The 23,593-nt window shown below is 57.2% G+C and carries 22 protein-coding genes; 12 read left to right on the plus strand and 10 right to left on the minus strand.

Annotated elements, in window-relative coordinates; all coding sequences use genetic code 11:
• Positions 1-37 precede the first annotated feature (37 nt).
• The 5 genes from E5K02_RS15540 to E5K02_RS15560 form a co-directional block, all read right to left on the minus strand.
• Positions 38-880, minus strand: a complete 843-nt coding sequence (locus tag E5K02_RS15540) for a DUF4249 domain-containing protein (protein WP_135396133.1) — start codon at positions 878-880, stop codon at positions 38-40.
• A 23-nt stretch (positions 881-903) separates the two neighbouring features.
• Positions 904-3,273 (minus strand): TonB-dependent receptor, encoded by a 2,370-nt coding sequence (locus E5K02_RS15545; protein ID WP_135396135.1) that lies wholly within the window; start codon positions 3,271-3,273, stop codon positions 904-906.
• A 75-nt stretch (positions 3,274-3,348) separates the two neighbouring features.
• On the minus strand, positions 3,349-4,077 hold the full coding sequence (locus E5K02_RS15550; protein WP_135396137.1) for a head GIN domain-containing protein: 729 nt from the start codon (positions 4,075-4,077) through the stop codon (positions 3,349-3,351).
• 103 nt (positions 4,078-4,180) lie between these two features.
• Positions 4,181-4,765 (minus strand): RNA polymerase sigma-70 factor, encoded by a 585-nt coding sequence (locus E5K02_RS15555; RefSeq protein ID WP_135396139.1) that lies wholly within the window; start codon positions 4,763-4,765, stop codon positions 4,181-4,183.
• Positions 4,766-4,885: 120 nt separating this feature from the next.
• Entirely contained in the window at positions 4,886-6,175 is a 1,290-nt protein-coding gene (locus E5K02_RS15560) for an MFS transporter (RefSeq protein WP_135396141.1), read from the minus strand.
• 286 nt (positions 6,176-6,461) lie between these two features.
• Here E5K02_RS15560 and E5K02_RS15565 point away from each other — a divergent pair, with 286 nt between their 5' ends.
• The 5 genes from E5K02_RS15565 (at position 6,462) to nth (ending at position 9,512) form a co-directional block, all read left to right on the plus strand.
• Positions 6,462-6,893: a hypothetical protein gene (locus E5K02_RS15565; RefSeq protein WP_135396143.1), complete on the plus strand. Its 432-nt coding sequence runs from the start codon at positions 6,462-6,464 to the stop codon at positions 6,891-6,893.
• Positions 6,894-6,974: 81 nt separating this feature from the next.
• The gene (locus E5K02_RS15570; RefSeq protein ID WP_135396145.1) at positions 6,975-7,547 is read left to right on the plus strand and encodes a DUF6799 domain-containing protein; all 573 of its coding nucleotides are present in this window, start codon (positions 6,975-6,977) and stop codon (positions 7,545-7,547) included.
• 309 nt (positions 7,548-7,856) lie between these two features.
• Entirely contained in the window at positions 7,857-8,492 is a 636-nt protein-coding gene (locus tag E5K02_RS15575; protein ID WP_135396147.1) for an RNA polymerase sigma factor, read from the plus strand.
• On the plus strand, positions 8,431-8,661 hold the full coding sequence (locus E5K02_RS15580; protein ID WP_135396149.1) for a hypothetical protein: 231 nt from the start codon (positions 8,431-8,433) through the stop codon (positions 8,659-8,661). The genes E5K02_RS15575 and E5K02_RS15580 overlap by 62 nt, the downstream gene beginning before the upstream one ends.
• A gap of 161 nt (positions 8,662-8,822) precedes the next feature.
• Complete coding sequence (gene nth / locus E5K02_RS15585) at positions 8,823-9,512, plus strand: endonuclease III (RefSeq protein ID WP_135396151.1); 690 nt, start codon at positions 8,823-8,825, stop codon at positions 9,510-9,512.
• A gap of 49 nt (positions 9,513-9,561) precedes the next feature.
• On the opposite strand, the gene E5K02_RS15590 is transcribed toward nth, so the two are convergent.
• The gene (locus tag E5K02_RS15590; protein ID WP_135396152.1) at positions 9,562-10,764 is read right to left on the minus strand and encodes a glycosyltransferase family 4 protein; all 1,203 of its coding nucleotides are present in this window, start codon (positions 10,762-10,764) and stop codon (positions 9,562-9,564) included.
• Positions 10,765-10,802: 38 nt separating this feature from the next.
• Positions 10,803-11,825: a gliding motility lipoprotein GldB gene (gene gldB, locus E5K02_RS15595; protein WP_240737302.1), complete on the minus strand. Its 1,023-nt coding sequence runs from the start codon at positions 11,823-11,825 to the stop codon at positions 10,803-10,805.
• An 84-nt stretch (positions 11,826-11,909) separates the two neighbouring features.
• Between gldB and E5K02_RS15600 the strand changes: the two genes are divergently transcribed.
• Positions 11,910-12,605: a porin family protein gene (locus E5K02_RS15600; RefSeq protein WP_135396153.1), complete on the plus strand. Its 696-nt coding sequence runs from the start codon at positions 11,910-11,912 to the stop codon at positions 12,603-12,605.
• A gap of 290 nt (positions 12,606-12,895) precedes the next feature.
• On the opposite strand, the gene E5K02_RS15605 is transcribed toward E5K02_RS15600, so the two are convergent.
• The 3 genes from E5K02_RS15605 to E5K02_RS15615 form a co-directional block, all read right to left on the minus strand.
• The gene (locus tag E5K02_RS15605) at positions 12,896-14,506 is read right to left on the minus strand and encodes an Rne/Rng family ribonuclease (protein WP_167856433.1); all 1,611 of its coding nucleotides are present in this window, start codon (positions 14,504-14,506) and stop codon (positions 12,896-12,898) included.
• A 323-nt stretch (positions 14,507-14,829) separates the two neighbouring features.
• Positions 14,830-15,726: a tetratricopeptide repeat protein gene (locus E5K02_RS15610; protein WP_240737303.1), complete on the minus strand. Its 897-nt coding sequence runs from the start codon at positions 15,724-15,726 to the stop codon at positions 14,830-14,832.
• A 77-nt stretch (positions 15,727-15,803) separates the two neighbouring features.
• Positions 15,804-16,109, minus strand: a complete 306-nt coding sequence (locus tag E5K02_RS15615) for an HU family DNA-binding protein (RefSeq protein WP_100338688.1) — start codon at positions 16,107-16,109, stop codon at positions 15,804-15,806.
• A gap of 246 nt (positions 16,110-16,355) precedes the next feature.
• Between E5K02_RS15615 and mutY the strand changes: the two genes are divergently transcribed.
• The 6 genes from mutY to E5K02_RS15645 all read left to right on the plus strand — a co-directional run bounded on the left by mutY (position 16,356) and on the right by E5K02_RS15645 (position 23,561).
• Positions 16,356-17,396, plus strand: coding sequence for an A/G-specific adenine glycosylase (mutY, locus tag E5K02_RS15620; RefSeq protein WP_240737304.1), 1,041 nt, complete (start codon positions 16,356-16,358; stop codon positions 17,394-17,396).
• 95 nt (positions 17,397-17,491) lie between these two features.
• Complete coding sequence (locus E5K02_RS15625) at positions 17,492-17,923, plus strand: single-stranded DNA-binding protein (RefSeq protein ID WP_135396155.1); 432 nt, start codon at positions 17,492-17,494, stop codon at positions 17,921-17,923.
• 162 nt (positions 17,924-18,085) lie between these two features.
• Positions 18,086-18,682, plus strand: coding sequence for a gliding motility lipoprotein GldD (gene gldD, locus E5K02_RS15630; protein WP_135396156.1), 597 nt, complete (start codon positions 18,086-18,088; stop codon positions 18,680-18,682).
• A gap of 54 nt (positions 18,683-18,736) precedes the next feature.
• Positions 18,737-20,833 (plus strand): ATP-dependent DNA helicase RecG, encoded by a 2,097-nt coding sequence (recG, locus tag E5K02_RS15635; RefSeq protein WP_135396157.1) that lies wholly within the window; start codon positions 18,737-18,739, stop codon positions 20,831-20,833.
• A gap of 718 nt (positions 20,834-21,551) precedes the next feature.
• Positions 21,552-23,003 carry a hypothetical protein gene (locus E5K02_RS15640; RefSeq protein WP_135396158.1) on the plus strand — a complete coding sequence of 484 codons (1,452 nt, stop codon included), beginning with the start codon at positions 21,552-21,554 and terminating at the stop codon, positions 23,001-23,003.
• A 135-nt stretch (positions 23,004-23,138) separates the two neighbouring features.
• Positions 23,139-23,561 (plus strand): T9SS type A sorting domain-containing protein, encoded by a 423-nt coding sequence (locus tag E5K02_RS15645; RefSeq protein WP_167856434.1) that lies wholly within the window; start codon positions 23,139-23,141, stop codon positions 23,559-23,561.
• Positions 23,562-23,593 lie beyond the last annotated feature (32 nt).

Here is a 23,593-nt window from a genome sequence, read left to right on the forward strand (position 1 = left end):
CCGAACAACCAATAACCAGGAGCCAACAACTAAAACCCTATTCTATCACCAGCGAATCGGCGCGTAGGGTATGGCCGGCGAAGTAACCCACGGCGGCCTTTTCCGAACCGGGCTGCACGTTGCGCACGTTGGTGCGCACGTTGGCCGGCGGGGTGGCAAACAAGCCCACGTTGTTGATTTGGGTGGCCATTTCGTTGAGGAAGTAGAAATAGTCGCGCGGGATGGACAGGGCCTCGACCCGCACCTTGTCGCCTTTCTTGAACGGTACGCCGCCCGCGCCTTCCTCGTCGGTCAGCTCCACGCCGTTGATGTAGTTGCCGTCCACCATTTCGTCGTTGGTCACAATCAGGTCGTTGGGCTGGTTGAGCAGCCGCCCGTTGTGAATCACTTTGAAGCGGTAATAGTCGCCCACTCCGGGTGTTTCCTTGCCATAATACAGGATGTAGTAGCCCTCGTCTTCCGTCGGCGACTTAGCCCGGAACTCGGCCCGGATACTGTCGATTTCGGGCGTGCGGCGGATTTCGGTTTCGGCCCGGTACTCCTCCCCTTCCGCCTTAATAGTCAGCACGTACTGGTTGCCAATCTTGCCCCGCAGCGTGCTGGTAGCGTAGCGGCCGGGGCTGACTTCCCGCAGGGTTTCGAGGTGGCCTTCACTGTCTTGCAGGGTCAGCACGGCCCCGGTTACGCGGGGCAATTCGGCTTCGTCGAAGTAGGGCGCCGTCTTGGTGAGCGTGACGTAGTACGGGCCCGGCTGGTCGGTGATTTCGCCTTCTACGGCCAGCAGGGGCTTGCCTTCCGGAATTTCTACCGGCACCACGTCGATACAGCTGGAGAGGGAAAGCAGGCCGGCGGCGAGAAGAAAAGTGGCTATGCGGTTCATATACTGGATATCAAAAGCCGAGCTTAGAAATTGAAGTTGTAAGACACCGAGGGCAGCACGGAGCCGAACACGGCCAGGCGCACGGCCTCGGTTTTGGCCGGATTGTCCTCGTTCTGCCGGAAATAGATGCTGTAAGCGTTGCGGCGGGCGTAGGCGTTGTAGACCGAGAACGTCCAGCTGCTGTGCCAGCGCTTGGCCGGGTCAACTTTGCCCTCCCGGGTGGCAGCCAGATCAAGGCGGTGGTAAGCGGGCACGCGGTAGTTGTTGCGCACGTCGCCGTTCACGTTCGGAATCACCAGGCCCTGGTACACGTAGCGCGAATCGGGGAAGGTGGTAGCAATGCCGGTGCTGTAGTTGAACGTGCCCGACACCGTCCAGCGCGGCGACAGGGTGTAGATGCCCACCACCGAGAGGTAGTGGGTCTTGTCGTACTTGTTGACGTACCAGTTGCCGTTGTTGATGCCGTCAATCTGGCGCTCCGAGCGGCTCAGGGTGTAGCTGATCCAGCCCGTCATCTTGCCCTCGTTCTTTTTAAGGTAGAACTCGGCCCCGTAAGCCCGGCCCACGCCGTAGAGCAGTTCGGCTTCCAGGTTTTTATTGAGCAGGGTGTTGGCCCCGTTGATGTAGTCAATCTGGTTGTCCATGCGCTTGCCGAACACCTCCACCGAGGCCTCGTAGGCGTTGTCTTGGAAGTTGCGGAAGTAACCCACGGCCAGCTGGTCGGCGTGCTCGGGCTTGATGTTCGTGGTGCTCGGCGTCCAGACATCCAGGGGCGAGGAGGCCGTGGTATTCGACACCAAGTGGATGTACTGCACCATGCGGTTGTAACTGGCTTTCAACGAGCTATTATCCGTCAGCACGTAGCGCAGCGAGGCCCGGGGCTCCAGGTTAGGGTAGCGCTTGATTACCTCGCCGCTGCCGTACTGCCGCGGATTTACTGGGGTTTTCTGGCGGCCGTTGGGGCCTTCGTAGTCGTACACGGTGCCGCCGCCGAGGTAGTCGAACATGCTCAGGCGCAGGCCGTACTGGGCCGAGAGGCGGGGCGAGAAGGTCTGCTCGTTGTCGATGTAGGCCCCGTATTCCACGGCCTGCTGGTTATCCAGAGCAATGGGCCGGAAGATGGAATTGGCGCTGAGTGGCGTCACCTGTCCGGGCAAAAAGGTGTAGTAAATGGCGCTGGCCCCGAAGTTGAGCGTGCTCTGGGGCGTGCGGTAGTAGTTGAAATCGGCCTTGAGGCTGTAGTTAACGATGTTGGACTTCCACTCAAACGACTGGTTGCCCTCGGGCACGCCCAGGCCGTAGTCGTACTTGCTGGCCAGGGCCGTCACGTTGGCAAACAGCCGGGAGTTGAACACGTGGTTCCAGCGCACGGTGCCGGTGCGGTTGCCCAGCGTGTTCTTGAAGGCCTTGCCGAAGGCAAACACGTCCCGCCCCAGGTAGCCCGACACGTAGAGCCGGTCTTTCTCGCCCAGGGTGTAGTTGGCCTTGGCCGAGAGGTCGTAGAAGTAGGCCTGGTTGTCTTTCTGGTCGGGCACGAGCTTGAGAAACAGGTCCCCGTAGGAGCGGCGCCCGGCCACGATAAACGAGCCTTTGTCTTTCACAATCGGGGCTTCCACGGCCAGGCGCGACATAATCAGCCCCACGCCCCCACTCACGCCCAGGCGCTGGGTGTTGCCTTCCTTCATGCGCACGTCGAGCAGGCTGGAAAGCCGGCCGCCGTACTGGGCCGGGATGCCGCCCTTCACCAGCTTAATGTCCTTGACGGCATCGGGGTTGAAGGTCGAAAACAAGCCAAACAGGTGGGAGGCGTTGTAAATCGGGGCCTCGTCCAAGAGAATCAGGTTCTGGTCCACGCCGCCGCCGCGCACGTTGAAGCCCGAGGCACCTTCCCCCACCGTGCTGATGCCGGGCAGAAGCTGAATGCTGCGAATCACGTCGACCTCGCCCAGCAGGGCTGGCACCAACTTCACGGTTTTCATATCGAGCCGGTTGGTGCCCATTTCGGTGCTGCGCACGTTGGCATCGGGCTTCTGCCCGGTCACCACCACCTCCCCGGTTTGCACGCCCTGGGCCTTCAGCCGTATCGAGCGGGTTTGGTTGTCGGCAAGCGTGAGCGGCACGTTCTGGGGCTCGTAGCCCAAAAAGGTGTAGGTGATGGTATAGGTACCCTGGGGCAGGGTCAGGGAGTAAAAGCCGTATTCATTAGCCGTGGCGCCCACACCCAGACTTTTCACGACTACCGTGGCGCCCACCAGGGCCTCGCCGTTGGCGGCGTCTTTGAGGTAGCCGCTCACGGTGACTTTACCCGTAGCGGCCGGGCCCGACGACTGCGCCCAGGCAGCCGAACTCAGCACAATAAGACAGAAGGAAAAAAGCGCAAAGAGTCGCAGCATAGCTACACGTGCTTATAGAAAGTAGAAAAAGAGAGTCTGGTCAGAAAAGCCGCCGCATACAGGTCAGTAGTGGGGTTAGTTGGCATCTACCACGCGGCCCGAGCCCGAGGTGCGCACCGTCACGCTGGGCCGGCCTTTGTAATAGACCTTGCCCGAGCCGCTAATCGAGGCAGTCAGGGTTTGCGTCGCCGTGAGGTAGGTACTGCCCGAGCCGCTGATATGTACCTCGGCCGCCTGCACCGTCAGCGGGTAGGCATCGACGGAGCCCGAGCCGCTGATATGTACCTCGTGGCGGCGGGCGTCGCCGGCTAGGCGCACCGCCCCCGAGCCCGAAATGTCGGTGCGCAGGTTCTGGGCCCCGACTACTGACAGGTCGATACCGCCCGAGCCTGACAAGCTCAGGCCCAGGTCATCGGCCCGCCACGCATTCTGGCCCACTACCTTGCCCGAGCCCGATACCGCCACATTGCTCAGGGCCGGGGTCTGAATAAATACCTTGATGGGCTCGTGGTTGCGCACGTTTACCCGACCGTAGCCGATGGAAAGCCTTTCGCCGCTCACATTGGTTTGCAGCACATCCAGAATATTCTGCTGGGCCTCCACCCGCACGGTGCGGGTAGCGCCTTGGGTTAAGTACACGTCGGCATCCACGGCCAGCTCGAGGCGGGAGAAGCCCGGCACCGTCCGGTTTTCCGTCACGACCGGCCCGCTGCCGGTTACTTTGTCGGGAAAGATGTCGTTGCAGTCACAGCCACCGAGCAGCAGGCTTAGGGGCAGCAGGCAGAGAGTAGCAAAGGTCTTCATAGCGTCGGTAAGGTTTCAGGTCAGCCAAAGGATGGTTTCCTCTCGCTGATCCGTTGCCCAGGCCTTACCCCCACGCCCCACGAAAATATTTTTTCACTTGCTCTTAGAGCAGTAAAAAAGAATAGAGGTTCTTGAGCACGCTGCTTAGCTGCTGCCGCATGATGCGCAGGGCCTTGCCCATCTGGTTTTCCACCGTTTTGGGCGAAATCTCCAGTGCCTCGGCTATTTCCTGGTAGCTCATTTCGTCGTAGCGGCTCATGGTAAAGACCACCCGGCATTGGGGCGGCAACTGGTTCAGGGCGGCTTCTACCGAGTCTTCGGTTTCCTGTTGGTAGAGGGCATGCAGGGCGTTATCCACCCGGGGTTCGGCGGCGGGCGGGGCATCGTCCCAGGCCACTTGGCGCTTGCCCCGCTCCTGGTAGCGCAAGGCTGCATTCAGGGCGGCCCGGTACAGGTAAGCGCGGTAGGTGGTGCTGATGCTGAGCGTGTCGCGGCCGTTCCAGATGCGCAGAAACACATCCTGGAGCAAGTCTTCCGTGGCTTCTTTGTCCTTGACCACGCGGTGTATGACCTGCCCCAGCGGGCGGTAAAACTCCCGGAACAACACCTCCATAAAGGCTTCCGCATCGGTGGTCCGCAGGTGGGCCAGCCGGGCTTCTAAAGCATCTACGGAATCGGAAGTAGCCATAGCGCGGGGCGGCCGCTAAGCCTATAAAGTGCCGGAAGGTGGCATAATTCGGGGGCAAAGCTACACTATATAGCGCTTCCGCTACACTTCTATCACATACTTATGCTACATAATTTGGCACTACGACACCGGCTCCGGCTTCTTCGGGGTCATATCCAGACTCCGCAGCTTGTCGGCCCGCCAGGTGGTAAAAAGCACCACCAGAATGGTCATGATGCCGCCGAATACCACCGAGGGAACCACGCCCATCAGCTTAGCCGCCGCCCCCGACTCAAAGGCCCCGATTTCGTTGCTGGAGCCGATGAAAATGTTGTTTACCGCCGACACCCGGCCTTTCATGTACTCGGGCGTATAGGTATGAATCAGCGTGGAGCGCACAATCACCGATACTGAGTCGAACACACCGGTCAGAAACAGCAGCCCCAACGACAGCCAGAAGTTGGTGGATAAGGCAAACGCAATAGTGGCAGCCCCGAAGCCCGCCACCGCCCACAGCAGCTTGCGGCCCGCGTGGCGCTTGAGGGGGAAGTAAGTCAGGGCTACGGCCATCAGCACCGAGCCCACAGCCGGTGCCGCCTCCAGGTGGCCCAGGCCCGCCGCGCCCACGTGCAGAATATCCACGGCAAAGACGGGCAGCAAGGCCACGGCGCCGCCAAACAGCACCGCAAACATATCCAGGGCCAGGGCCGCCAGTACCAGCTGGTTGCTGAAAATAAACTTCAACCCGCTCAGCACGCTTTCCTGCAGGCTCAGCTTCTCGCCTTCCCGGGGCGGCAAGGGCCGCGAGGCAATACCGGCAAACTGCAGCAAGGCCAGCAGCAGCAGGGCCGTGGCCACCGCGTAGGAGTTGGCCACGCCCAGGTGGGCTACCAGATAGCCGCCGATAGCCGGCCCCAGCACCGCCGAGGCTTGGTAGGTAGTGCTGTTCCAGGTAATGGCATTGGCCAGCTTTTCCCGGTTGGGCAGCAGCTGGGGCATAAACGAGAACAGCGCTGGGCCCAAAAAGCCGCGGGCAATGCCGCTGATGAAGATTACAATGTAGAGCGGCAGGGTATAGAACGAGCCTTTGGCCAGCAGCGGCAACCCCAGCGGCGAGGCCAGGGCCCAGAGCGCCGCCGCGCAGAGCAGCAGCACGGTCACGGTTACGATAATGATGTTCTTGCGCTTCACCGAGTCGGCCACGTGGCCTGCGTACAGCGACACGCCAATGCTGGGCAAGGCCTCGGCCAGACCAATAAAGCCCAGGGCCAGCGGATCGTTGGTCAGCCGAAAAATCTGCCAGGCCACTACCAAGCCCTGCACCCGGGTAGCAACAGTGAAGCACACCCGAGCCAAAACCAGTCGGCGAAAATCAGGAATACGGAGGGCCGCGTACGGGTCGTGGGGCGTGAGCGAAGTATCAGCAGACATAAGGCAGCAGGCAAAGAGAAGCGGGCAAAGGTAAACCGAAAGACCAGGCAAAAGTCGTGGCTCAGCTTACCGAATGTAGGCTCTGCATACGCGGTCCTGTCGAACAACGCTGCTCACCAGCTTTCTACCGGCTTCTTTCCGAGTACTGGCTGCGCCAGTCCTAAGCGGTGTAGCACAGAGCAACCAGACCTGTAGTAGCCCGGCGCTATTTTGGAAAGCCTGCCGTTTTTTTTATCTTACTAGCCTGAGCGTAAGCCGTTATCCACGGCTGCTAACCGTTTCTTCCATGCCTGTACCCACCGTCACGACCGTTGCCGATTTTGTGGAGCTTACCCTGCGCGAAGACCTGGGCACGCTGCTGGGCCGGTGGCTGCGCCAGGTAAGCCCCGACGAAGTGCAGCAGGGCTACGAAGCCACGCTGCGGGTGGCGGCTCCCAAACGAGTACGGTATTGGCTTCTCGACCTGCGCCGGCGCGGCACTATCAGCGAAGATTCCACCCAGTGGGTGCTTTCTACCTTTTTGCCCCGCCTCACGCCCTTGCTCGGCGGCCGCGTATACCTGGCATTCCTGATGTCGCCGGCCCACCTGAGTAACGTCGACCAGGAAAACGGGGCGCCGCTGGTTTCGGATGCCGACTGCCACGTGCGCCTTTTCAGCGACGAGGGTATGGCGGCCGATTGGCTGGCGCGTCGGCGGGCCCACGAAAACAACGCGTAACCTTCCCGCCGCAAAGCGCGTCAGCAGAAAATCCGGAAGCTGAATGTTGGCTTCCCACTTCTCACGCTGATCCCACCTGCCATGCGCCGCTTTGCCCTTGCCTGCTTTGCCCTCGGAAGCCTTCTGCTGACGGCCTCCCCAACCCTGGCTCAGACCCCGACTTCTGTACCTTCCCAAACAGCGGCGCTTAAGGATGGCGTGGTGCGGCGCGGGGGCGTTACGATGCGCTTGCAGGCCGGGCAGCTCAGCCGCCTTTCAGCCCCCGTGACAATGGATAATGGCCTGGTCGTTCGGCCCGATGGAATTATGGTCGGCAAAGATGGTTCGCGGCAGATGCTACCCGAAGGCAAGGCCGTTAACATGCAAGGCGGGCTAGTCAATTTTACCGATGATATGATGTCGGCTCCGGCCATTGAGCAGCGCGCCCGCCAAGTAACCGGCCAGCCTACCGAAACCCGGCTGCCGGGCCCTACCCAAGCTCTGGTACCCCAGCGCCTAGCAACTGAGCTGCGCCGCACCGAGCAGCGCCTGGCCTTACTCCAGCAGCTCTCCGACCGCCTTGCCGAACGCGCGTCGGCCGTAGTCGGCCAGAATGCCGGGGCCGCGGCCATCGATAGCCAGCTGCAGAGCATCGACTCCCAACTACGGCGCTGACCCGGAACGCAGCCCGTGTGCAAGCTCGCTTCGGCGGGCTTTTTTTATGGTTTGGCGCCCGCGCAAACGAACAGGCGGGATGTAAATTTTGTGGCTAGTGCTTTCAATACTAAATAGTTGATATACACTATTTGATAAATTGTTTCAAAAGGCAAAAATTATTTCACTCTTGAAGCAACTATCCGTTGCGAATGGTGTAGCCGTTTTCTACATTTGAAAACTTCATCTCCTCTTCAGAAACGTTCTCAATTTCACCGGCAACTGCAGTCTATGGCCTAAAGCTCTACGTTCCTCTAACCCGTAGCCTTTATGGACACCATGCAGCCGAGCGATTCCGCTCTCATATCCCTTTACATCGCCGGTAAGGAAGATGCCTTTGCTTTATTGTTAGACCGGCACAAGAGCCGCGTGTTTACCACCATCATGCTGATCGTGCGCGATGAGGATGTTGCCGAAGATTTGCTGCAGGATACTTTCATCAAGGCCATCCACACGATGAAGAGTGGGCGCTACAACGAGGAAGGAAAATTCTCGTCCTGGATTTGCCGTATCGCTCATAATCTGGCTATTGACTTTTTCCGTCGGGAAAAACGCAGCCCTTTATTGAACCTCGATACAACAAGTCATGCATTCAACTCGTTGTCGTTGGCAGAAGAGGGAGCGGAGGCTACCATCACCCGTGAGGAAACCCACGCCCGTCTTCGGGAGCTAATCCAAGACCTGCCCGCCGTGCAGAAAGAAGTGCTCATCATGCGTCATTACGGCGACATGAGCTTTCAGGAAATTGCGGACGCGACGGGGGTTAGCATCAATACAGCGCTGGGGCGTATGCGTTACGCGCTGATCAACCTGCGGAAGAAGATGGCCGCACAACCCGTTTTCTATGATCAAAACCTTTACCCACGAGAAACTGCTCCGGTACGTATACAACGAATTGCCGGCTAATGAGCACCAGGAAGTAGAGCGCGCCCTGCTCCACGACGCCGAACTGGCAACTGTGTGCGCCGACCTCCTCCTGGCCCAGCGCTGCCTGGATGGCCTTAAAAGCTCCCCCAGCCAGCGTACCACCGCCTCAATTCTGCAGTACTCCCGCACCTTTCTCAAGGCTGGGTAAAGCGTAATCATCATTCTGTCATCCTGAGCTTGCAGGAATTCCTTGCTAGTATCATGCGTCGTGAAAATGACTCATGGGCTGGGTAAGGGGTTCGGCCGCGCTCAGGATGACTTTTTTTGGCCTTATTTTGTGGCTCTCCTAGTGCTTATCAGCTTTCTGCCATGCGCAAGCCCGAGCGGTTCCGCCACTTTCTGAACTACTTCACCACGCACTTTCCTGAGCCCAAAACGGAGCTGCACTACAGCAACCCCTACGAGCTCATTGTGGCCGTGGTGCTTAGCGCGCAGTGTACCGATAAGCGCGTCAACCAGATCATGCCGGCGCTGCTGGAGCAGTTTCCCACCCCGGCTCACTTGGCGCTGGCGTCGGCGGAGGAGATTTTTCCCTTCATCCGCAGCGTTTCGTATCCTAATAACAAGGCCAAGCATTTGGCCGGCCTCGGACGCTTACTGGTTGCGGAGTTTAACTCGGAAGTGCCCAGCACCATTGAGGAACTGCAGCGCCTACCCGGCGTGGGCCGCAAAACGGCTAATGTTATCGTGTCCGTAATCTACAACCAGCCCGCCATGGCCGTGGATACACACGTGTTCCGGGTGTCGCACCGGCTGGGCCTAGTCACGCAAAAGGCGACAACCCCACTGGCCGTAGAGAAGGAACTAGTCCGTTATATACCCGAATCCCTCATTCCCAAAGCGCACCACTGGCTCATCCTACACGGCCGCTACGTGTGCGTGGCTCGCACCCCCAAATGCGGAATTTGCCCACTAAAAGGCTTTTGCAAGTATTACGCGACCCACTTTGGCAAGCCCGATACGCAAGATTTAAGCCCTGCCACTACCGTAGAAATTTAGCTATTCCGAGCTGTTAGTACAACTTAGTACAAAACTGGTCTTAGGGGGTTTAAAGGCCGGCACTCGTTTCCAGAATAGTCTGAATCGTATGAGCAATTTGTTTCCGGTTGAACAAGCTTGCCGCCACTGTCTGCCCATGTTGCCCTGCCTGCACTAACTCCTCTGGCTGGCTTAATTTTGCAATAAGCAGGCGCTGCAAAGCATCCGCGTCGCCGGCTGGCGCATACCAACCGCACTGGTTGCGCTCCACCAACTCCTTGGTCCATCCCTGGTTGGTGACAATTACCGGAGTACCCACGGCCAGACTGTCGAAAAACTTGGCCGGCGAGTTAGCATCAAGCACCGGCAGATTCAGGAAAGACACTACGGATACATCGGCCAGCTTGAACCATGCAAAGACGGCGTGACGGGGCTGGGGGGCGACTACCCGAATAGCGGAGCAGCGTGAAGCCGCGGCTCGTACCAGCGGCTCGTGAAAACCTAAGCCCATAAATAGCCACACAACATCGGCGTGGGTTTGGGCGAGCTGCTCGGCGGCAGCTACCAGAGTCGGAATATCGTTGGCGCGTCCAAAGGTACCGGCGTACAAAATCACCCGTTTACCAGCCAAGTTGTGCTGCTCCCGCAGGCTAGCCACCGCGCGGGGCGTGGCCAGAGCAGCCAAGTCGAGGTCGGTACCATTCAAGACGGTGGTAATCTTGTCTTGGGCAATACCGAGGCCCTCGATATAGCGGGTCATATCAGGTGACAACGGCAGGATATGCTGGGCTGCGTTGTAGAGGCTTTTTTCCAGAGCAAACAGCCGTTTCTGGGCCCAGCGCGTTGGCACTGCCCCCATAGCAATGGGAAAAGAAGGCCAGAGGTCCTGCACTTCAAACACCCAGGGAATATTGCGGCGCCGGGCTACCCGCGCGGCAGCCCAGGCGGCCGTCAGGGGCGTCGATATTCCCCAGATAACGTCAGGACGCTCCAAACGCAGCCCTTCCCGCACGGCATAGGCGGCATATTGCCCGAAAGAAAGTACCCGACGGGCCACGCCCATCTTGTTATCATAGGCTACTTCGGCCGCCCGCATTTCCACCCCGGCCGGTAGCCACGGGTACTCGTGGGTCAGGCGCTGGGCTTCCCAGGTGCGGGTGGTGATAAGCGTAATGCGGTGCGACTTGGCCAGGTGAGCCAGCAACGAATAATGGCGGCTGGTAGCCGGACAGTCAGGATTGGTGTGGTACTGGCTGAAAACGGCAATATGCACAGCAGCGGAGTCTTGAGTCGGAACAGGTTGAAAACCGCCTAGCTGCGGCGCTTGGGCCGGTAGCGCGACTCGTTCAGAATGCGCTGGGGGTCTTTCTGGGCCATGAGTTGGGCCAGGGTTACGGTGGGATGCTCGGCCATGTACTTGCGCACAATTTGCCAGCCCACCCAGGCCCCTACCCGCCCGGGGCAGGTTTTGTCGATTTCCGGCACGTTGGGCCGCTCCCCGATATACTTCTGAATGATAAAAGGGCTGGTATTATAGAGCAGGTTCTTCTCAATAAAATGCCCCCAGACCTTGCCCTCGTTGAACTGCAGGTTGGCCAGCTCCTTATCCGTGAAGCCAATCAGCAGGGAATCGGCCGTGCAGGGCAGCACCTTTTCGGCAAAGTACAGCGCCTTGCCAAACTGCACCATCTCGCTGAGCATCGTCTGGTTAGTCAGCTGCTTTTGGTTGTACTTGCTGGAAATAGCCAAGGCGGCGGTGGGTAGCAGGTGGGGCGGGGTATAACGCCGCAGGATGTAGTCGGGCACGTTGGGCCGGTAGCTGGCTTTGGGCCCGGCGAAAAAGTCGATGCTCAGCACCATCAGGCTGTCATTCACAAACAAATCCTGGCTCAGCCCACTGACAAAGGTCTTAACGGGCGGCACCGGAAAGCTCGGGAAATAGTAGCGCACGTGCTGAAACAGGCTTTTCAGTTCGGACTGTAATACCTTGGTGTCCTTAAAGGCATCTGCCGACTCCCGGCCCAGCTTCTGCAGCCCTTGGTTGGTGGCAAGCCCGACCAGCTGCTCGGCTAGCACATCTTCGGAGGGAAACTGACGACGGCCCAAATAGTAGGTAGCAAACGCGGGTTGCTGGCGCAAAAACTGTTTGGCTCCGGCCACATTCTTAAGCTGAAAGAAGGGCTGCTCCAGCCGCTCAATCTGCACCTCTACCGGTAGTTTGGTTATTTCCGGGTCAGGCGTACAGGTTTCGTTCGACGTGCAGCCGCTTAGCAGCAGACTAGTGCTCAGAAAACAGGCCAGCAAAAGGCGCAGGTAGGCAGGAATGTTCGTCACGCTTCTATCTTTAGGGCGAAAATAGCCAAAACGAAACGCCGCACGGCTGTCTTTCGTCTAAAGCCTGACTCTTTTCCTTTTCTTATGAAAAAATTGCTTCTCGCAATGCTGGTGCTGGGTGCATCGGCCGGCACGGCTTCGGCTCAGGTTGAAATTGGCCTAAAGCTCTCCCCCTCCATCACGTATCTGCGGGCTGATTCACCTTCGTCCCTGAATTTCCAGAACGAGAAGAGCAAGCTTAGCCTGGGCGGGGGACTGGTCGTCGACTATTTTTTCGGCCAGAACTACGCCTTCAGCTCCGGCCTGTGGCTAACGAGCAAGGGCGGCACCATCACCTACCTCGACCGTGACCCGGCCTCGGTTTCCACTACCCCCAGCATCACTCGGGAGCAGAAAATTGGCATTCAGTACCTGGAAGTGCCCGTCACCGTGAAGCTATTCACCAACGACGTAGCCACCGATACAAAAGTGTATTTCCAGCTCGGCGGCACTGTTGGCGGCGCTATTGCCACGCGTATCAACGGCGAGAAGCGCTATACCGACCCCAGCAATTCCAACACGGAAACCGATGCTTCCGACCACGTCATCATCCCGGACATAGCCGCCTTGATTGGCGCTGGCGTTGAATATCAGTTAGGACAGAGCACCAAAATATTTGGCGGCCTCTCCTACCACCGGGGCCTGGTCAACATCGACAAATACTTCGACAAAGACCGGGGCTTCGAGGATGTGACGCTCAAAAACAATGAAATAGCCCTTGATCTGGGCCTCAAGTTTTAGTGTGCTCTACGCAACGCCTCCTTGCGAGGAACAAAGTCATCCGTCTTCTGAAGCGTGCTGAGTATCCTTGAGGGCAAAGCCCTCAATCGTTGTCGACGGTTGAGGGCTTTTTGGTGAAAGGCCATTGATCAACAGTAGAGGACGGATGGCTTTGCGCTGCTTCCCTTGACACGTAGTTAGTACAGCAGCCCATTCCAGCCGGCTAGCCCAGTGAAAAGAAAAAGCCCCCGCTGCTCTTGCCGAGTAACGGGGGCTTTCTTCTTATCAGGAAGGTTTTCGCAGAAAAACCGTCAATCAGTAATTTCTTCCACCTCCCGGTCCTGGAGGCGGCTCATGGCGGCGGCGGGGGAATGTATTTCGATTTCCTCGCCCCGCTCATCCTCGATGCGGTAGTCGGTCAGGCCCAAGGACGTATCCTTCATGATCTTGACCCACTTATAATACTTCAAATACCACTTCATCTGCTTCGACACCAATCCCTTGGTGTAATAAGCGTGCAGGAAGGGGTGCACGTACAGCGTGATGCCCGACTGGTTTTGGGTAACCAGCAAGTCCTCAATGCTGTTGTCGATTTCGTCCGTTACGAGGATAGAGGCCGAAATCTTGCCCGTGCCGCCACAGGTGGGGCACACTTCACCGGTTACAATGTTCTCGGCGGGGCGCACGCGCTGCCGCGTAATCTGCAGCAGCCCGAATTTGGTAATCGGCAGGATCGTGAAGCGCGCTTTGTCGTTCTTCATGATGTCCTTGACGGCATCCTCCACCTTTTTGCGACTCTCGGGGCTCTTCATGTCGATAAAGTCGACGACGATGATGCCCCCCATGTCGCGCAGGCGCAGCTGCCGGGCTACCTCCTTGGCCGCCAGCATGTTGATCATGAGAGCCGTAGCCTCCTGGTCACTTTCCTGGTTGCTCTTGTTACCCGAGTTAACGTCGATAACGTGCAGGGCCTCGGTGTGTTCAATCACCAAATAGCCGCCGCCGGGAACCGTTACGGTCTTGCCAAACAGCGTTTTGAGCTGCTTTTCAATGCCCACGTGCTCAAACACTTTCACCTTGCCGGTGTGGAGCTTGAGCAGGCCGAGCTTGTCGGGCGCAATTTTCTGGAGGTAGCTGCGCATCTCCTCATACATCGGCGCCGAATCCACGGTAATGGAGTCGAAGCTTTCGTTGAGCATGTCGCGCAGCATCGAGCTGGTGCGGCCCAGTTCGCCCAGCACCTTGTCGTTCGGCTTGGCCACACGCAAGGATTGAAAGAGCTGTTCCCAGTTGGCCGTCATGCTCTGCATATCCCGGTCGAGCTCAGCCACTTCGCGGCCTTCGGCCACGGTGCGGATAATCACGCCGAAATTGTCGGGCTTGATGGAAGCAATGAGCCGCTTGAGCCGCTCCCGCTCCGTCTTGCTGACAATTTTCTTGGATACGCTAATCGTATTCGAAAATGGAACCAGCACCAAGTAACGGCCCGCCATGGAAATATCCATGCTCAGGCGCGGCCCCTTGGTCGAAATCGGCTCCTTTACAATCTGAACCAGCAGCTGCTGGCCCTTCTTGAAGACGTCGGCGGCCTTGCCGACTTTGTCGAGCTGCCCTTCGAACTGGAAGTTCTTGAGCGCCCCGACGGTAATTTTCTGCGATTGGACGCCTCTGCTCCACTTTAACAGCGAGGGGAAATTTTCCCCCAGGTCGCCGTAGTGCAGAAACGCGTCTTTTTGATACCCAATGTCGATGAACGCGGCGTTCAGACCGGGCATAACTTTCTTGACCGTGCCCAGGAAGATGTCACCAACCGAATAGTTGGTGTCGTTGCGGTCAAAGTGGTATTCAATGAGCCGCTTATCCTGGAGCAGGGCAATCCGTTCTCCTTCCTGAGTAGAATTAATGACTAATTCGTTACTCAATGGGTCAGATAAGTTAAGTGAGCACCGAAACCAGCCGTAGCCCTATCCCCCGAAACCGGCAAAGGGAAGCCAGTGCGCCAGGCACCAGCTTCCCTTCTTAGCCACGGGAAAAGCGAACTTTTAGCCACTCTCGAGATACTCTACGTGAGAGATAGACGACTGAAGTTAAAGCAATTAACCAGCCGCCAGCAAACCCGGAAAGGGCTTACTTCTTCTTGTGACGGTTCTTGCGCAGACGCTTCTTCCGCTTGTGAGTGGCAATCTTATGACGCTTTCTCTTTTTACCGCAGGGCATGTTGATGAGGTTAGGGTTGTAAAAAAACTTAATTCAATTTCTGCAATTGCTCGTCCACCGAAGCCGTGAAGCCGGGGTCCGTGCTCAAGCTTTTGGCCTTGGTGAAGGCCCTGCGGGCATCCTCTTTGGCACCCGTCAGGGCCAAAGATACGCCCAAGTAGAACTGTCCGTTGGCGTTTTCCGGATTTACCACCGTCAACTCCCGGAACCGCTCCACTGCTTTGTCGTTCTGATTGCTCCGCAACGAGAGAATACCCAGGTTGTAGATAGCCTCTTCGTTTTTGGGGTCAGCGGCCAGCACTTCGCGCAGCAGAGTCACGCCGGCTACGGGGTTGTCGCTGGCCATCAAGGCCATCCCCAGGTTGGTTTTGGCCTTAAGGTTGTCAGGATTATTTTTCAACACCCGCTCGTACAGCTCCCGGGTTTTCCCTCCTAGCTGCTTGGCCCGCTCTTCGGTCGTAGCGAAGCTAAAGGCTTCGTAATACGCATCGGCGGCGCGCTGCCAAGCCTGTTCACCCGGGCGAGCCTGGGCAATCTGCTCGAAGTAATAGCCGGCACTGTCGAACTTCTCCACGGCGCGGTACTTATCGGCCAGATCGGAGGCAATCCGCAGCTTGGCTACCGGGTTACGCTCGGCCGTGTACTTTGCCAGCAACGCGCCAAGTTCCCGGCGCTGCTCCGGAGCGACTGCCATATGCGGCTGCTCCGGAGTAGCGCCAGCCGGGGCGCCGCCATCCACGGAAGCCGTTGAAGGAGCAGCGGCCCCGTTGTCACGGGTAGCTGTGCGGGCTGCCTCCTGCTGGCTCAGCTCTTTTTTGCCTTCTTTGGGTTTGACAATTCCCTTCGGTAGCAAAAACAAGCCTGCCACCAACGCTAGGGCGACGGCCAGAATTAAGAGCTGATGCGAAGAAGGACGTGACGCCATGTGGAAAAAGCAGGCCGCCGGGCTCCCAACAGTGGAATCCCCGGCGGCTCGGCCGGCAATGTTACGAAGAAAGAAAATTAGGCCTGAGCCGTCTCTTTGATCTTCTTGCTGTTTTTGATCTTACCGATAAAGGTCTTCGACGGCTTGAAGCTCGGGATGAAGTGCTCGTCGATGATGATCGAAGTGTTTTTAGAGATGTTACGAGCGACTTTCTTTGCCCGCTTTTTGTTTACGAAGCTGCCAAAGCCGCGCACGTAAATGTTGTTGCCGTCGGCCATCGAATCTTTTACCACTTTGAAAAATGCTTCAACGGTAGCCGATACGTCGGTCTTCTCAATGCCGGTCTTGTCGGCGATTTCGGCGATTACTTCTGCTTTAGTCACGTTGGTAAGTGTACTAAGGTGTGAAAAATGTATGCTGGGCAAAAAGTCCCCATTCAAAACGTAAGCCCTTGCCCGGTAAGCTGTTCGCTTGAGAATTGGGGCCACAAAGGTAGTCCCCTTTTTTGGTTTTGCAATACTTTTTACACAATCCGTTTAGCGTCCCATTTCTTCTTCAAACCTCTATATATCAAACCTTTGCCCCTTTCCGTCCTTGCCCCTGCTCACCCCTATTTTGCCCAAGCCCTCTTGGAATGGTACCCACGGCACCGCCGCGACCTACCCTGGCGCCATACCCGCGACCCGTATGCTATCTGGCTTTCAGAGGTAATTCTGCAACAAACCCGGGTTAAACAGGGCTTGCCCTACTACCTCGACTTCGTTACTACTTATCCGACGGTACACGACCTAGCCGCCGCCGCCGAGGACGAGGTACTTCGGCACTGGCAGGGCTTGGGGTACTATTCCCGGGCCCGTAATATGCACCACACGGCCCAGCAAGTAGTGCGCGAATACGACGGTCTATTTCCCAACACCTACCACGATTTACTTAAACTACGGGGCGTAGGGCAATACACGGCAGCTGCTATTGCCTCGTTTGCTTTCGGGGAGAAGGTGGCCGTACTGGATGGCAACGTGTACCGGGTACTGTCGCGCGTATTCGGCATTACCTCTGACATTGCCGCCCCGGCTCCTCGCAAAGAGTTTCAGGCGCTAGCCGATACCCTGATTCCGGCTGCCGCCCCCGATGAATTTAACCAAGCCATTATGGAGTTTGGGGCCATTCAATGCACGCCCCTGAAGCCGGACTGCCTGTTTTGCCCACTGCAAAGTCAGTGCTACGCCTTTCAGCATGGCATGGTGCAAGAACTCCCAGTGAAAAGCAAAGCCAAAGCCGGACGGACACGCTACTTCCATTATCTAGTGCTGCGCTACGGTGATACGCTCTACTTGAAGAAGCGTGGACCTAAGGACATCTGGCAGGGCTTGTATGACTTTGCCCTGACCGAAACAGATGCCGCCGAGTTGCCAGCAGCTGAGCTAGTGGATATAGTGGCTGCCTTAGGTGGGCAACTGACCACCAACCGCGCTGAAGAACCGGTTGTGTCCTTACGCCACGTGCTGAGCCATCAGAAGGTGGAAGCCCGGTTTTACCCTGTTTGGCTCGAGCACCCGCTGTCCAGCCAGGCTTTGGCAGCCTCAGGGTTAGCACCTTTCACACTTGAACAGGCTCATAAGTTGCCTAAACCTATACTGATTGCTAATTATATTGACAAATCACAGAAATAAAAGCTAAAATATTTGGTTATATAGTCGGGTTTGCCTATTTTTATAGAAGGTAAAGATATTCTATCCACACCCTTTAACTACTTAACAACCAAGCAATGGCTGGCATCAACAAAGTAATTCTAGTAGGTAATCTGGGCAAGGACCCGGAGGTTCGGCACTTGGAAGGCGGCTCGAGCGTCGCTCACTTCACGCTGGCGACGAACGACTACTACAAAGATAAATCCGGTAACCGCGTCGAGCGGACCGAATGGCATAACATCACCGCTTGGCGAGGCCTAGCCGAGATGGCCGAGAAGTTCCTCAAGAAAGGGCAGCAGATTTATGTAGAGGGTAAGCTGCGCACCCGGCAGTACCAGGATAAGGATAATCAGACGCGCTACATCACCGAAATTGTAGCCGACGAGATTTCCATGCTGGGCGGCCGGCCCCAGGCTGATGGGCAAGGAAGCAACGGCCAAGGCGCTGAGCAGCCGGTCGAAGCCCAAACCTTCCGGCAGGAGCCTGAGATTGACCAATTGCCCTTCTAAGGCGTTTTTACAACGGTTTCTGCAAAGCCCCGGCACGTCGCCGGGGCTTTTTACGTTGGGGCAACAGCCGGCTGTTGCCCCTGCTTTCGGCCACCGAAGCTGCTGGCGTAGATGCGTACCCGATTCTGGTTACCTTTGATTAGTAAATCCGCATTGCTCTAAATGCCTGCTTCCCCACTTCTGCGCGCTCTAAGTGCTGTTCTGTCCTTTGGGCTCTTGCTGTCGAGTTGCTCGTCGCCCTCCGACTACACGCCCAAGCCTAAGGGCTACAACCGGATTGACTTGCCGGCGGCCAGCTACCAGCCATTAGCGCCCGGGCATCCCTATACGTTTGAGTATTCGCAGCAAGCCAAGGTTTTGCGCGACTCTTCTTATCTGGCTCAGCCGCACTGGATCAATATCTATTATCCCAAGCTGCAAGCCAACGTGCAGATAACCTACATGCCCGTCAAGCATGACCAGAAGCTGTTTAACAAGCTTCTGGAAGATGCGCGCAAGCTCACGGCCAAGCACCAGATTAAGGCATCGGCTATTGATGAAAGCGTCATAAAGACGCCCAGCGGCATGCGGGCCGCTGTTTTCGAGCTGTCGGGAGAAGTACCCAGTCAGTTTCAGTTTTACACAACCGACAGCACCACCCACTTCTTTCGCGGCGCGCTGTATTTCCGCACCGCCACCGCCAACGACTCTTTAGCACCGGTTATCGACTACGTGAAGAAGGACGTGGTACACCTGCTCAACACCCTGAAATTCCGCTAGCCAACCTGCGAATGGGTTGTACAACCTTTAGCAACAATAGCCGGCAGCTTTTGCATGAGTAGCTTTTTTAACACCAAAATTGAGAATCTGCGCGGCGTGGGCACCCAACGCGCTACGCTGCTGCAGAAGGAGCTGAACATCTTCACTTACGGCGACCTGATTCAGCGCTACCCCTTTCGTTACCTCGACCGCACCCAGTTTTACCAGATAATCGACTTGCACGATGACTTGCCTTATGTGCAGGTTAAGGGCATTTTGCGCAACCGGGAAGTTATTGGCGAAGGTCCCAAAAAGCGCATTGTGGCCAAGGTGTCGGATGGCAGCGCCGAGCTGGAGCTGGTGTGGTTTAAAGGCGTGAACTACCTGGAGAAGGTTATTAAGAATCATCAGGAGTACATCGTATTCGGCAAGCCTACGATGTTCAACGGCCGCCCCCAGATGGCTCATCCCGACCTGGAGGAAGTCACGGAGGCCAAGCCTGGGCAGAGCTACCTGCAACCGGTTTATAACACGACCGAGAAACTCAAGAACTACCACCGCGTCGATAGCAAGGCTATTGCGCGGATGACGAGCGACCTGCTCAAAATTGCCCTGCCCCACGTGCAGGAGTCGTTGTCGCCGGATCTGATTCGGCAGTACAACCTCATGGGCAAGGCCGACGCCTATCAGCAGATCCACTTCCCCCAGAGCACCGAGCTACTACAGGCTGCCCGGTTCCGGCTCAAGTTTGAGGAGTTGTTTTACGTGCAACTCAAGCTGCTACGTCAGCGCGACCAGCGCAAGGTGACCCTGGCCGGGCAGATCTTCAAGGAAGTCCCCACCCTGGTCGACTTCTACAAAAACCACCTCACCTTCGACCTGACGGGAGCCCAGAAGCGCGTAATTCACGACATCTACAAGGATTTCTGCGCCGGCAAGCAGATGAACCGTCTGCTGCAGGGCGACGTGGGCTCGGGCAAAACCATTGTAGCCTTTATCAGTATGCTCATGGCCGCCGACAATGGGGCCCAGAGCTGCCTGATGGCGCCCACCGAAATCCTGGCTGACCAGCACTACGTGGGCCTGAAAGCCTACGCCGACCAGCTTGGCATTAAGCTGGGCAAGCTCACGGGCAGCACCCGCACCTCCGAGCGCCGGGTGCTGCACGAGCAGCTGCGCGACGGGACCATGCACATGCTGGTGGGCACCCATGCCCTGCTCGAAGATGTGGTGCAGTTCCGGAACCTAGGCCTGACCATCATGGACGAGCAGCACCGCTTCGGGGTGGCCCAACGCTCAAAGTTGTGGCAGAAAAATCCCCACGTGATACCCCACGTGCTGGTGATGACGGCCACGCCCATTCCGCGCACGCTGGCCATGACGCTCTACGGGGACCTGGACGTATCGGTGATTGACGAGCTGCCGGCCGGCCGTAAGCCCATTGTAACCGTGCACCGCTACGACGCCAACCGGCTCAAAGTATTCCAATTTCTGCGCGACCAAATCAACCTCGGGCGCCAGGTCTACATCGTGTATCCGCTGATTGAGGAGTCGGAAACGATGGACTACAAGGACCTAACCGACGGCTATGAGAGCGTGGCCCGGGCTTTTCCGGAGTTTGAAATCAGCATCGTGCACGGCCGCATGAAGGCCGAGGAGAAAGACTACGAGATGCAGCGCTTCGTCAAGCGCGAAACCCAGATTATGGTGGCCACCACCGTTATTGAGGTGGGCGTGAACGTGCCCAACGCCTCGGTCATGGTTATTGAAAGCGCCGAGCGGTTTGGCCTCTCCCAGCTCCACCAGCTGCGGGGTCGCGTGGGCCGGGGCGCCGACCAGAGCTACTGTATCCTGATGACGGGCTACAAACTCAGCAAAGACAGCCGCATCCGCATCGAAACCATGGTGCGAACCAACAACGGCTTCGAAATTGCCGACATCGACCTGAAGCTACGCGGCCCGGGCGACCTGATGGGCACTCAGCAAAGCGGGGTGCTGGACTTGCTTATTGCTGATCTGGCCAGGGATGGTCGGATTCTAACGGAGAGCAGGGCGGCAGCCCAACAGATCCTGGCTGAAGACCCTAGCTTGAGTCAACCCCAGAACCTGAACATTCGCCGGCATATCGAGTCTTTGCCCGCTACGGCCGTCAATTGGAGCCGGATTAGCTAGGCCCTGCGGATTAGCTGAAAACGTTTGCGCATAAAAAAGGCGACTTAAGTAAGTCGCCTGCCGAGTTATTCAAAAGCTTCCGAGGAACGGGAAGTAGTAGTGGGAGCAGTTGCCTGCCAAAGGCGGCTGCCACCTCCTTGCGAGGTACTTTCTAACCTTACCTGTCGGGTGAAAAAGGAAGCCGACTGTACCGGCGTTTCCTGTTGAACTGACTTAGCCGCCGTAACTGGTGCTACTGGACTTTTAGCCAATTTCCCAACCACAATCAGGGCGAAGAGCAGAACAAACTTGAGTAGAAATTTCATAGGGTCGAGTACTAAACGATAAGCCGCGCGGACAGCACAAAGTTTGCGCCAAAAGCCGGAGCTACAACGAGAAAGGCAAAATTTTCATCAACAAAAGTGCACACTTTGCACTGAGCTACAGCCTGGCCGGGTCAAGAGAGCTGTTCAGGCAGCAGAATCATTGTATCCAAATTTTACAATATTCTTACCCCTTTCTGGCTGAGGTTGACCGCTCGTTATTTTTTGCAAAGTAACGTAGGAATGGCCTCAGTTTTGGCTATCTAAACGTTATGATAGCGTGAACAAATCGTGATTGACCCGGGCCGGTTGTCACCGGGGAGCGTGGCCTTTACGGTAACTAGTCCGACTTGGATACCTTTGGAGAGTACATTTTTTTGTTCTTTGCACCTTTTCACTCTTAACTGCCTTTTTACGTGCGCTTTAAATTTCTTCTTACCGTAGGTGTGCTGCTGACCAGCCTGCTCACCCAGCCGACAGGAGCCTCCGCCCAAAAGGTAAAGTCTGTACCGTTCAGCTACTTGCCCGAAAGCACGGAAGACCGTTATAATCAGCGAGTAACTCGGAAAATGCTACCGGTAGCCGGAGGCGGCTTCGTGATTCTGGCGCACAAGTCGGCCACGCAGTACGCTGTAGAGCGCTACGACGCCGAACTGAAGCAACTCTGGACCGCCCCGGTGCCCGTCGCGGCGGGCGAGAGTGTGGAGGCCTTTGGCTGTGGTTCCGAGCAGGCTTTTGTGGTAATTCACCAAAAGGATGAAGCCAATCAGAATCTTTCGGCGGTGCTGGTCGATCTGCGCAACGGGCAGAAAGCGGCTCCCCAAAAGCTGATTGCGGCCTCGGCCCGTGACCGGCGCCCGGGCGTGGCTATTTCGCCCGACGGCTCCAAGCTGGTTGCCTTCCGCTACCTCACCCGCGATGTGCAGATCCGGGCCATCAGCGCCACCGTCTACGACCAGAAGCTGGCCAAGCTCAAGGACCGCACCTACGACTTCCACGACTTAGGCGACTTTTTCTCCCCTACCGTGCATATTGGCAACGACGGCACCCAGTACGTGGCGCTCATCAGCGACCAAATGAAAAAGCTGACCGTGCGCCGCTACCTCAACGATAAGCCCGAAACCAAGGTCATGTCGGTGGCCGTGGGCGGCAGCTTTGGGGGCAAGGCCGTAATGGTGTTTGATGCCAAATTTGGCCTGCAGCCCGACAATACGCTCTACGCCGCCGCCATCTGCACGGAGCGCGAAACCGGGGTGTACTACAGCCTGAAAGTAGTCAAGTTTGACTTTGCCGGCGAAGGCGACCTGAAGTTTGCGCCTGAATTCCGCTTCACGCCCGAATATTTGGCAGAGGTAAACAAGGCCGGACAAACCAGCGCGAAACGCCTGGAGGATATTTATCTGTCGGAACTGCTGCTTACCGGCGAAAAACAGTTGGTCGTTATTGCCGAGAAGAAGTATGAGGAAGGCGGCGACGAGTCGCCGGTACACGCCCGGGAATTGCACGTGTTTGGCTACAACGAATTTCAGAGCCCGACCTGGCACAGCATAATTGCCAAAGACCAGGTAGCGCCGCCCGCCGAGTCGTTTACCGGCATCGGTTTCCGGGCCGCCGTATTTGGCCCCGAAGTGCAGATCCTGACCCAGGAAACCATCAACAAGAAGTCGGACCTGTACGTGCGCCGGGTGAATGCCCAAACCGGCGTGGTGACGCCCGCCAAAGGCCTCGGTCTGAGCGTGGCCAGTGACCAGAACCTGGCCTACGTGAAAGACTTTACCGGCTGGCTCGACGCCAAAACCATTATCGGCGTGAGCCGGCCCAGCAAGAAGTCGGCAGCCCTGCAGCTGAACAAGATTGTGGTGAAGTAGCCCAGTGCCAACTAGCCCAAAAATTTAAGACCCGCAGCGTACAACTTGTGGTTGCGGGTCTTACGCATTCAGGCCCGTGTGCTCTAGCGCACCCCACAGCAACAACAAGAACGACGGGCCGGGCTCCTGTCGGCTTTGCTAAAAAGCACCCTTTCTATATACCAGACGCCGTATCTTTCCGCCTCCCGGCACGTAGTACAAACCGCCATTCTGGGTACCAACACGGACGCGTTGGGCAATAAGCAATTTGCGGTAGTACGCCTGCTGTCTTCCCCTTCCCTGAGCACCCGCGAGGCGCTGGCTCAAGGCCAGGTAGAGTTGTATCCTAATCCTGCCACCCAGCAGCTCACGCTACATCTTACCGGCGTGGCCGATACCCAGCCGCTGCACGTGAAGGTGCTGGACGTCCTGGGCCGGGAAGTGCTGGCGCTGCCTGCCACGCACCTGGTTAGTGGCCGCGTCGAATTGGTCGTGCAAGCCCTCCGTACCGGCAGCTACACCCTGCGCGTGCAGGGCAAAGACTTCACTGCTACCCGTCATTTTGTGCGGGCTAACTAAGGATAACTCCCCGAACTTTAACTCACAAAAAA

The organism is Hymenobacter metallicola, assembly GCF_004745645.1.
Lineage (GTDB): Bacteria > Bacteroidota > Bacteroidia > Cytophagales > Hymenobacteraceae > Hymenobacter > Hymenobacter metallicola.

Bases quoted from the DNA above. Each gene is read 5' to 3' on its own strand.
- E5K02_RS15575 (WP_135396147.1), top strand. From the start codon at position 7,857: ATGGACACCATGCAGCCGAGCGATTCCGCTCTCATATCCCTTTACATC.
- recG (WP_135396157.1), top strand. From the start codon at position 18,737: ATGAGTAGCTTTTTTAACACCAAAATTGAGAATCTGCGCGGCGTGGGC.
- nth (WP_135396151.1), top strand. From the start codon at position 8,823: ATGCGCAAGCCCGAGCGGTTCCGCCACTTTCTGAACTACTTCACCACG.
- E5K02_RS15560 (WP_135396141.1), bottom strand. From the start codon at position 6,175: ATGTCTGCTGATACTTCGCTCACGCCCCACGACCCGTACGCGGCCCTC.
- E5K02_RS15625 (WP_135396155.1), top strand. From the start codon at position 17,492: ATGGCTGGCATCAACAAAGTAATTCTAGTAGGTAATCTGGGCAAGGAC.
- E5K02_RS15565 (WP_135396143.1), top strand. From the start codon at position 6,462: ATGCCTGTACCCACCGTCACGACCGTTGCCGATTTTGTGGAGCTTACC.
- E5K02_RS15610 (WP_240737303.1), bottom strand. From the start codon at position 15,726: ATGGCGTCACGTCCTTCTTCGCATCAGCTCTTAATTCTGGCCGTCGCC.
- E5K02_RS15570 (WP_135396145.1), top strand. From the start codon at position 6,975: ATGCGCCGCTTTGCCCTTGCCTGCTTTGCCCTCGGAAGCCTTCTGCTG.
- E5K02_RS15540 (WP_135396133.1), bottom strand. From the start codon at position 880: ATGAACCGCATAGCCACTTTTCTTCTCGCCGCCGGCCTGCTTTCCCTC.
- E5K02_RS15555 (WP_135396139.1), bottom strand. From the start codon at position 4,765: ATGGCTACTTCCGATTCCGTAGATGCTTTAGAAGCCCGGCTGGCCCAC.
- E5K02_RS15600 (WP_135396153.1), top strand. From the start codon at position 11,910: ATGAAAAAATTGCTTCTCGCAATGCTGGTGCTGGGTGCATCGGCCGGC.
- E5K02_RS15545 (WP_135396135.1), bottom strand. From the start codon at position 3,273: ATGCTGCGACTCTTTGCGCTTTTTTCCTTCTGTCTTATTGTGCTGAGT.
- E5K02_RS15580 (WP_135396149.1), top strand. From the start codon at position 8,431: ATGATCAAAACCTTTACCCACGAGAAACTGCTCCGGTACGTATACAAC.
- gldD (WP_135396156.1), top strand. From the start codon at position 18,086: ATGCCTGCTTCCCCACTTCTGCGCGCTCTAAGTGCTGTTCTGTCCTTT.
- E5K02_RS15550 (WP_135396137.1), bottom strand. From the start codon at position 4,077: ATGAAGACCTTTGCTACTCTCTGCCTGCTGCCCCTAAGCCTGCTGCTC.